Source organism: Streptomyces longispororuber (assembly GCF_024448165.1).
GTDB lineage: Bacteria > Actinomycetota > Actinomycetes > Streptomycetales > Streptomycetaceae > Streptomyces > Streptomyces longispororuber_A.
In genome coordinates this window covers 1-9,138 of record NZ_JAMOLN010000305.1, presented here as the reverse complement: position 1 = coordinate 9,138, position 9,138 = coordinate 1, and the positions used below count along the sequence as shown (strand labels likewise).

Below are 9,138 nucleotides of genomic sequence, written 5' to 3'. Positions count from 1 at the left end.
CTCGTCCCCGGACGTGTGGGCCGAGACCAAGGACGCCAGGGCCAAGCTCGGCCCCGTCCTCCTCTACGACCCCTCGCACCTGTGCGACACCCCGGCCCGCCTGCACTGGAACCCCGCCACAGGCTGCGCCGACAAGCAGACGGCGGCCACCCGCGCGGCAGCGCTCCTCGCCCCCATAAGGCCCACCGCCCGACTGGACTCGGCCCTCGCCGAGACGGCGGAAACGCTCCTCCGCTGCTACCTGCACGCCGCGGCGGTCGACGGCAAACCGTTCCGCCACGTCCACCGCTGGGCCCAGGGCACCCAGGTCCAGGACGCCGTACGCATCCTCCGTACGCATCCGAAGGCCTCGGCCGGCGCCGCGGGCGAGCTCGAAGCGGCGCTCACCGCGCATCCGGAACGCCGCGACATGGCGCAGGAGTTGACGGCCCGCGCGCTGTCCTCGCTCTTCTCGGTCCACATCCGTGAGGCGTGCACCCCCAACCGAACTGATGCGCTCACCTTGGATTCCTTCGTGGACGAGGGGGGCACGCTTTATATGGTCGGGGAAGCCATCGAGGATCCCAAGGCGAACCCGGGCGCGATGCCGCTCCTGACGGCCCTCGCCTCGAGCGTGGTCGAGCACGGCCGGCGCATGGCCGAACGGTCACCTGCCGGTCGGCTCGACCCACCAATGACGTTCGTCCTGGACGACGTCGCGGCAGTGGCTCCACTTCCCCAGCTACCGGAGCTGCTGGCCACCGGAGCGGACCGGGGCATGGTGACCCTGGCTCTGCTCCGGTCCCGTGAACAGGGCCGCACCCGCTGGCCGGACGCCGAACTCCCGGTCGTCTAGCGTTCGTTCGCGTAGAGCCGGAGGAACGTCCGCACGCCGCTGTCGACCCGCGCGTCCACCTCGGACCCGGCCATCGGCACCACTCCGAAGAACGTGTCCACGGTGACGGATCCGGCGATGAGTAGGGTGAAGTACCGCGCCGCCTCGGCCGAGTTCGCGTCGTCGACGGCCAACAGGCCCTGCTCGCCGAGCTCGGCGAGCCGCAGCCGCACCGCCTCGGTCACCGCACGCGGCCCGATCCGCTGCCACTCCTCGATGACGTCGGCGGGCAGGTGCGGGCCCTCCGAGATGATCTGCCGGACGAGCAGCATGTGCGGGCCGTGCTCGCCGCGCCGCCCCATCCACTCCCGGGCGAACGCGGTGACGTCCTTGTCGAGGTCGGTCACCTTGCCCAAGTGCCGTTCGATGATGGCGACATGGGCCGCCGTGACCGCCGCGGCGCTGTCCATGAGGACCTCGCGGAACAGGTTCTCCTTGCCGCCGAAGTGGTTGTAGAGGGTGCGGGTGGAGACCCCGGCCTCGGCCGCGATCTCGTCGATGCCGGCCCGTGTGTAGCCCTCGCGCCCGAAGACCGTGCGCGCCCCGCGCAGCAGCGCCTGCCGCTTCTCCAGGGTGCCCTTGCGCTGCTGCCCGCCCTGTTCGCGCTTCGCCCGCTCCGCCATGCCCACGCTCCTCCGCTCACGTCCAGCCTAGGCACAGAGACCTAGGTACAACGACCGTTGCAGTTATTACAACCACCGTTGTAGCTTACGGCCATGGCAACCGAATCCCAGGGTCCGGCGGCCCGCGAAGTCGGCGGCGGCCGCCCCACCCTCACCCTGATCGTCGTCCTCCTCGGCATGCTCACACTGCCGATGGCCATGTCCGGCACCACCGTGGCCCTGCCCCGGATCGGCGCCGACCTCGACGCCTCCGGCGCGGCCCTGCAGTGGGTGGTCGTCGGCTACTTCCTCGCCGCCTCCTCGTTCATGCTGGTCGCGGGCTCGCTCGGCGACCTCTACGGCCGCCGCCGGATCCTCACGGCGGGCGCCGCGATCTACACGGCCGGCACCCTCGCCTCGGCCCTCGCCCAGCACATCCTGCTGCTCGACGCGGCCCGCCTGCTGTCCGGCGTCGGCGCCGCGGGCGTCATGGCGAGCGGCGGTTCCCTGCTCGCCGCCACCTTCACCGGCCGGGCCCGCACCCGCGTCTTCGCCTCGCTCGGCACCACGGCCGGCCTGGGCCTCGCCTTCGGCCCGACCTTCTCCGGCTGGACGGTCGACACCCTCGGCTGGCGGGCCACCTTCCTGACCTACGTCGCCGTGGGCGCCGTCATCGTCGCCGGTACGCGCCTGATGGACGAGTCACGGGCGGACGTCAGGCCCCGCGTGGACAAGGCGGGCGCGGCGGCGTTCATCGCGGGCCTGGCCCTCGCCCTGTTCGCCGTCACCCAGGGCTCCAAGTCCGGCTGGGGATCGGCGCAGACCCTGGTGCCCGCGGCCCTGGCGGCCGCCCTGTTCACGACGTTCCTGCGGATCGAGCGGCGCCTCGTCCGGGCCGGTTCCGGGCGGCGCCCCATCCTCGACGTCCGGCTCGCCCGCAACCCCGCCTTCCTCGGCTGGGCCGTCGGCTCGTTCGGGCTCGGCGCGGGCACCACCGGCGTCCTCGCCTTCCTGCCCACCTACCTCCAGGGCGCGAACGGCACGTCGGCCCGCGCGGCCGGCCTGACCCTGCTCCTGATGACCGTCCCGGTCCTCGCCCTGCCGCCGCTCGGCGCCCGGCTCGTCAACCGGGGCGTCCCGGCCCGCCACCTCCTGGTCCTGTCCCTGCTGCTGATCGCGGCGGGCAACGCCTGGCTCACCACGCTCCACCCCGGCATCTCCACCGCCGCGCTGGCCGGGCCGCTCCTGACGATCGGCGCGGGCCAGGGCCTGTCCATCGGCATCATCGACGCCCAGGCCATGTCGATGGTCGCCCCGTCCGAGGTCGGCATGGCCTCCGGCTTCCTCAACACGGTGCGCGGCGGCACCGGCGCGGTGATGCTCACCGTGTTCGGCGCCCTCCTCCTCGCCTCCCTCGAATCCCGCCTCGGATCGGGCGCCCTGGCCGACCGGGTGACCGCGGGCGCGGGCGGCCACGCACCGGAGTTCACGGCGGCGTGGCAGCTGACGCTGTGGGCCGTGACCGGCCTGATGACGGTGCTTGCCCTCGTCGTCCACCGGCTGCTGAGCCCGGCCGCCGGCCGGCGCTCCGCACGGCCGGGCGACCGGGCCCGGCCCACGGCCCGGCGCACCAGGACATCCCCGTACACGAAGACGAAGACGACCTGAACGACCCGACCGACCCGAACGACCCGAACGACCCGAGATCCCCCACCCGAAGGAGAACCACCAGATGTCCAGCACCCAGCCCCTGCGCGTGGTGATCGTCATCGGCTCCACCCGCGACGGCCGCCTCGCCCCCACCGTCGGCACCTGGTTCACCGGACAGGCCGCGGCCCACGCCCCCGACACCCACTTCGACGTCATCGACCTGGCCGACCTCGACCTGCCCGACACCCACCCCGCATGGGGCCACGAACACACGACGCCGCAGGCCGAGTTGGCGGCCCGCATCGACGCCGCCGACGCCTACGTGATCGTCACGCCCGAGTACAACCACAGCTTCCCCGGCCATCTGAAGCACTTCATCGACCTGCACCACACCGAGTGGAAGGCCAAGCCGGTCGGCTTCGTCTCGTACGGGGGCGTGGCCGGGGGCCTGCGCGCCGTGGAACAACTGCGGCTGGTCTTCGCCGAGTTGCACTGCACCACGGTCCGCGACGGCGTCAGCTTCCACAAGGCGCACGACGGCCTGTTCACCGAGGGCGGCCCGGCCCACGACGAGCAGGGCGCGGCCGGCGCGGCCAAGGTCATGCTCGACCAGCTGGACTGGTGGGCCCGCGCCCTGCGCACGGCGCGCGCCGAAACCCCGTACGGCTAACTCTTCTTGAGCTCCCTCAACTCTTCCTGAGCTCCATCTCGCGCTCCAGCTTCGAGGGGTCGCCCGCCATCGGGACGGCCCCTCCGGTGCGTACGAAGCCGTAGCGGCGGTAGAACGCCTCGGCCCGCGCGTTGTCCTCGTGCACGTGGAGCCGCACGCGGTCGATCCCGTCGACCGTCCAGGCCCACTGCACGGCCGCGTCGAAGAGCCCCCGGATCACGCCGCCGCCGCGCGCCTCCGGCCGCACGTACACCCCGACGACCGCGCCCTGCCGCCGCTCCACCGGGTCCCCGAAGTAGTCCTTCGCCCCGGCCTCCTCGACGAGCAGCACCACGGACCCGACGAGCCGCCCGCCGGACGCCTCCGCCACGAACTGCCGGGCCCACGTCCCGTGCGAGTTGCCCGCGGCCCGGTCCCGCCAGAAGTCGTCCGGCCGCGCGAGCGCCTCCTCGTACGTCTCCATGAACGCGATCGGCGCGGCCTCGTCGCGCAGCGCGGCCAGCCGCAGCTCCTTGACCGCCCGCCACTCGTCGGCCCGGACAGGGCGTACGTCCACGTCGCTCATGCGCCCGATCCTCGGGGCCCGTACGCCCGGTCGCAAGCGAATTCCGTTCCGTTGCCACCCACCCCTTCCCACCGAACGAATCCGGCCAGCACAATGACGCACCGCGCCCGTAGATCACTCGGCGGCATCCGCTCGTGTCAGCTCGTGTCAGCTCGTGTCAGGGGGACCCACCATGGCGAAGCCCGCTTCCGGGGCCGCGACGGCCGGTGTTCCCCTCGGGGGCGGCGGGTCCGAACCGTCCGACGCGGCGCTCTCCGCCGCCCTCGCCGAGGGCGGCACCGACGCCGCGGACACCGCGCTCGACCTCCTCTACCGCCGCCACCGGCCGGCCGTCCTGGCCTACGCCCGGGTGTGCTGCCGCGACCCGCACACCGCCGAGGACCTGGCATCGGAGGCGTTCACCCGGACGCTCCAGGCGCTGCGCGGCGGCGGCGGACCGCGGGACGCCTGGCGGCCGTACCTGCTCGCGGTGGTGCGGCGCACGGCCGCCGACTGGTACGCGACCGCGCGGCGCACCGAACTCTCCCCCGACTTCGAACGCTGGCTCGCGGACGGCGAAGGGCTCGGCCCGGACGCGCCGGATCCCGCGCTGTCCGCGGAGGAGCGCGTCCTGCGCGCCGAGGACGGCTCGCTCGTCCTGCGCGGTTTCCGGTCACTGCCCGAGCGCTGGCAGGCCGTCCTGTGGCACACCGTCGTCGAGGACGAACCCGCTTCCCGCGTCGGCGTCCTCCTCGGCATCGGTGCGAGCGGTGTCGCCTCCCTCGCGGCCCGCGCCCGCGAAGGGCTGCGCGAGGCGTACCTCGTCGCGCACCTGGACGGCGCCGACGACGAGTGCCGCCACTACGGCGCCCTGCTCGGCTCGCAGGTCCGCAGGACGGGCCGCCGCCCCAGCCGCGCCCTGGAGCGCCATCTGGAGGAGTGCGCACGCTGCCGTGGGGCCCTGCTCGAACTGACCGAACTGAACGAGCGGATGCGGGCCGTGCTGCCCGCCGGGCTCCTGCTGTGGGGCGGTTCGGCGTATCTGGCGGCGCGCCTCGCCTCACCCGACGGCGCCGGCCCCGGGCCCGCCGACGGTGGTGGCGCAGGACCGGGAACGGCGGCCGGCGGCGGAAAGACGCTGCTCGCCGTGGGCGCGGCCGCCGTCACCGCGGCGGTCCTCGGCTACGTGTTCCTCGCGCCGTCCGACGCCGACGCCGTCGCCGAGCCGCACGTCCGCGCCGCCCGCCTGGCACCCGGCCGCGGACTTCCGTACGACCCTGCGCGTGTCCGCCAGCAAGAACTGCATGGAGCCCACCGCCGCCGGAGTCCGCGAGGCGTCCTGCGACGGCGGCGCCGGCCAGGTGTGGGAGCTGCTGTACACGCAGGGCGAGGACGGCGGGCAGCTGGTCCGCCTGCGCAACAAGGGAACCGGCGAGTGCCTCGCGTCGCCCGGCACGTCGGAGGACGGCGGGGCGGTCACGCCGGAGGTCTGCGAAGCCGCCGCGGACGGTCAGCTGTGGCGGATCAGCACCGACACGCAGGGCCACCACATGACGTTCCAGCTGCCCGCGGCGAACCTGCGTCTCGGTCTGAACGACTGGCACCAGGCCGGAGAAGGGAAGCCGCACGACGCGACGATCGGCACGACGCACAACTACTACGGCTCCCCGTCCCTCTACTTCGACTACGAGGGCACGGCCCCCGCCTGATCCGGGACCCGGACGGCTACCCGCGCCGCGGACCGAACCCCTGTGCCGCGTCGACGTCCCGGCACACCCGCTGCCGCAGCGCGGCCCGGCGCTCCGCCGTGCCGCCGAGCACCTCCAGGCAGCGGCCGGTGGCCCGGCTGATCAGCTGCCGGGCACCGTCGTCGCCGCCGATCCGCCACGTCTGGGCCACGGCGCCCGCGCGGCACCGGACGAGCCGCACCCCGGGCTCCCCCGCGGCGTCGGGCGGCCCGGCCTGCAGGCAGACGGGTCCGCGTCCCGCGGTCCGCACCTGGACGTCGCCCGAACCAGCCGTACGCGTCCGCCACTTGAGGGCCGAACCGGCCCGCAGGTCCCGCCCGGCCCGCTCGCAGTCCACCGGCACCGGCACCGCACCGGCACGACCGCCACCGGGAGCCGCCAGGCACCAGGCGCCGTCCCCCGACGTCAGCCGCACGACGGACCCGGACCCGGACACGGTTCCGGGTCCTGTCCCGGTCCCGGTTCCCGTGGCGGGCCGTACCGACGCCCCGGTGAACAGCATCTTGAACCGGGCCGAGTCGCCGCCGCCCGGCTGGGTCAGCGCCGCGCCCGGTGCGGTGCTGCCGTCGGCGATCTGGACGCGCTCGCGGGTGGCACGGCTGATCAGCTCGTAGTGGTCCTTGGCCGGGCCCCAGGAACCCTCGGCCCACCAGTCCTGCCGGTCGTCGCCCGCGCCGCAGGGGCGGAGCACGGCCGGGACCTTCTCCTTCTCGTCGCCGTCCGCGTACGTCCTGCGCGAGGGCATCGTCAGGCACCGCCCGCTGCCGACCAGGGCGAACCGCTCGTAGCCCTCGTCGCCGATGGTCCTGCGCCAGGCGGGCGCGCCGTCGCAGTCGCCCTGCACGACGGCGTCGCCGTCACCGGGCACCAGGCACAGCCCGCTGGCCTGGTTCCGCAGCCGGGCCGTCACGGCGGGCGCGGGCTGGTCCTTGATCAGGAACGGGCTGCGGGCGATGTTCTCGTCGGGGTGCTCGGCGAGCCGCGTGCCGGCCGCCGGGCGCGGGTCGAAGTACGCGAACTCGTCCTTCGCGCAGTCGAGTACGACGCCGGACAGGACGTCGTCGCAGCGCGGTGTCTTGTCCGTGCCGCGGCAGATGGGGTCGTTCCCCTGGGTGTCGGTGTCGTCGCAGTGGGTCGTGCCGAAGGCGTGGACGACCTCGTGCGAGACCACGCCGACGCCCGAACAGCCCCAGCTCATCCAGGAGTTGCCGCCGTGCAGCGTGGCCCGGCTGTCGGGCGAGGTCACCGTGCCGAGGCCGCAGCCGTCGACGCCCGACACGTCCATGAACATGACCGGCCGGTGCCGCTTGCTCCACGCCTGGGCGGCCGTCTCGTCGCGGCCCTCGTCCTTGTGGAAGGCGTCGAGGGCGCGTCCGGCGAGCGAGCCGAGCGTCGGGTTCGCCTCGATGCCCTCCAGGGACACCGACTTGACGTCCACCTGGCAGTCGGCCGTCTGCACGAAGCGCAGCCGGCGGCTGTCCCCGTGGCCGAAGCGCCGCGCGCTCGCCTCGAAGATCTGGTCGACGTCCCACATGGCCGTGCGGATCGTGGACCGGGTCTCCTCGGTGTGGTCCTCGCCCGCCCGGTGCACGTAGAGCACCTGGAACCAGCCCTTGTCGGGCGAGTCCTCGTCGTCGCAGGCCACCGGTGGTGTGGCACCGGTGGCACGGACCGGTGCGGCCGGTTCGTCGGCCCAGCCGGGCAGCCCGATCAGCGTCCACACGAGGGCGACGACGGCGGCCACGGCCACCGGGGCGGCGAGTTTCCAGGATGCCCTGGAGTGCCTTGAGTGATGTCTCGTACGCAACTGTCCTCCAGCTCGCGGTAGTTGCGAGCACCGGAAGCGGCTGCGGAACGGATGGTGCGCAGGAGGTCGGGGCGGACGCTAACACGCCCGGCCGGGCCGCGGTCAAGGACGGACGCCGCCACGACACCTCCGGGTAAAGGGTTGGCAAAGCGGCGGGACGGCCCCGCCCGCCGGGCCTTTCCCCCAGTGCATCACCGCACCACCCGACGAAAGGAGCACCGGAGACAGCGGAACGGATCCAGGAGGTCAGCGGGCGGCGGCGACTCCCCCAGTCCCGCCGCCGCCCGCCCTGTCCGTGCACACCCTCACGCCCCGGGAGCCCGCATGCCCACGTCCCGCCGCAGGCCGAGCGCCACCCGACTCGGCCTCCTCCGCGAGGAGTTGCGCCGCATCGCGGCCACCGCACCGGCCCCCCTGTCCCGCCCCCGCTCCGACCCGGAGATCGCCCACCTGGTCCGCGAGGGGCGCCCGCACCACTTCGCGGAGGCCGCCGACCGGCACCGCACCTCCGTCACCGCCTACCTCGCCACCTGCTTCACCGACACCGTGCAGCGCGACGACCTGGCCGCCCGCGTCTTCGAGCACACCGCGGCCGCAACGGCCGTCGGGGGTCTGCCCGGGGCAGGGCTCCGCCTCCAACTCCTGGTCAACGCCCGCACGCTGGCCGTACGCCACTGGGCCCACACCCCCGACGACCCGGCCCTGGACCCGGCGTTCCGCGCCTGGGCCGGCCTGGGCGGCACCTGGCCGATGGACCTGCGCTCCCGCCTCACCGAGGCGTACCGGCTGCTGCCCCGGCGCCGCCGGACCCTGCTGTGGCACGGCGTGATCGAGGGCGACTCCCCCCGGACGGCGGTGCTCGCCGCCGGGGTCCCGGCGGACACGTACCGGCGCGCCCTGGACCGGGCGGCGTTCGAACTCCGCGCCGCCTACCTGGAGTTGCACCGCTCCGCGACCCTGGACCTGCCCGACTGCGCCGACCATGCGAGCCTGCTCGCCGCCGCCGTCGCCGAACCGGCGTCCCCGGCCGCCCTCGACGTCCTCGGCCCGCACCTGCGCACCTGCCCGCACTGCCGGACCGCCCACGCCGACCTCACCGACCTGCCCGGACAACTGCGCGCGCAACTGCCCGGCATGCTCCTCGGCTGGTGGGACCCGCACGCCTACGCCCTGGCCCGCGCGGCCCTGCGCGCCGAATCCGCCACCCGCGCACCGGCCCGCTCCTGTCGGCACTCACCGCCAC

10 protein-coding genes and 1 pseudogene are annotated in these 9,138 nt (G+C 74.3%); 6 read left to right on the top strand and 5 right to left on the bottom strand.

The window, feature by feature from the left end:
* The coding region (locus tag M4J07_RS44590) for a type IV secretory system conjugative DNA transfer family protein (protein ID WP_255982467.1) at positions 1 to 835 on the top strand (835 nt) is incomplete at its 5' end.
* Here M4J07_RS44590 and M4J07_RS44585 read toward each other — a convergent pair.
* The gene (locus M4J07_RS44585) at positions 832 to 1,497 is read right to left on the bottom strand and encodes a TetR/AcrR family transcriptional regulator (protein ID WP_255982465.1); all 666 of its coding nucleotides are present in this window, start codon (positions 1,495 to 1,497) and stop codon (positions 832 to 834) included. The genes M4J07_RS44590 and M4J07_RS44585 overlap by 4 nt on opposite strands.
* Positions 1,498 to 1,590: 93 nt before the next feature.
* Here M4J07_RS44585 and M4J07_RS44580 point away from each other — a divergent pair, with 93 nt between their 5' ends.
* Positions 1,591 to 3,144, top strand: a complete 1,554-nt coding sequence (locus tag M4J07_RS44580) for an MFS transporter (RefSeq protein WP_255982463.1) — start codon at positions 1,591 to 1,593, stop codon at positions 3,142 to 3,144.
* 64 nt (positions 3,145 to 3,208) lie between these two features.
* Positions 3,209 to 3,796: an NADPH-dependent FMN reductase gene (locus M4J07_RS44575; RefSeq protein ID WP_255982461.1), complete on the top strand. Its 588-nt coding sequence runs from the start codon at positions 3,209 to 3,211 to the stop codon at positions 3,794 to 3,796.
* A 16-nt stretch (positions 3,797 to 3,812) separates the two neighbouring features.
* Here M4J07_RS44575 and M4J07_RS44570 read toward each other — a convergent pair whose 3' ends face one another.
* On the bottom strand, positions 3,813 to 4,361 hold the full coding sequence (locus tag M4J07_RS44570) for a GNAT family N-acetyltransferase (RefSeq protein ID WP_255982459.1): 549 nt from the start codon (positions 4,359 to 4,361) through the stop codon (positions 3,813 to 3,815).
* Between the two features lie 172 nt (positions 4,362 to 4,533).
* Between M4J07_RS44570 and M4J07_RS48610 the strand changes: the two are divergent.
* Positions 4,534 to 5,097, top strand: a pseudogene (locus M4J07_RS48610) (RNA polymerase sigma factor); the annotation flags it as partial.
* Here M4J07_RS48610 and M4J07_RS44560 read toward each other — a convergent pair.
* Positions 5,014 to 5,271, bottom strand: a complete 258-nt coding sequence (locus M4J07_RS44560) for a hypothetical protein (RefSeq protein WP_255982455.1) — start codon at positions 5,269 to 5,271, stop codon at positions 5,014 to 5,016. The pseudogene M4J07_RS48610 and the gene M4J07_RS44560 sit on opposite strands and share 84 nt — an antisense overlap.
* A 129-nt stretch (positions 5,272 to 5,400) precedes the next feature.
* Entirely contained in the window at positions 5,401 to 5,646 is a 246-nt protein-coding gene (locus M4J07_RS44555) for a hypothetical protein (RefSeq protein ID WP_255982453.1), read from the bottom strand.
* Here M4J07_RS44555 and M4J07_RS44550 point away from each other — a divergent pair.
* Entirely contained in the window at positions 5,624 to 6,049 is a 426-nt protein-coding gene (locus M4J07_RS44550) for an RICIN domain-containing protein (RefSeq protein WP_255982451.1), read from the top strand. The two genes, M4J07_RS44555 and M4J07_RS44550, sit on opposite strands and share 23 nt — an antisense overlap.
* 16 nt (positions 6,050 to 6,065) lie before the next feature.
* Here the strand turns inward: M4J07_RS44550 and M4J07_RS48375 are convergent, their stop codons facing one another.
* The gene (locus M4J07_RS48375; protein ID WP_255982449.1) at positions 6,066 to 7,838 is read right to left on the bottom strand and encodes an RICIN domain-containing protein; all 1,773 of its coding nucleotides are present in this window, start codon (positions 7,836 to 7,838) and stop codon (positions 6,066 to 6,068) included.
* Positions 7,839 to 8,219: 381 nt separating this feature from the next.
* On the opposite strand from M4J07_RS48375, the gene M4J07_RS44540 reads away from it, so the two are divergent.
* The coding region (locus tag M4J07_RS44540) for a hypothetical protein (RefSeq protein ID WP_255982447.1) at positions 8,220 to 9,138 on the top strand (919 nt) is incomplete at its 3' end.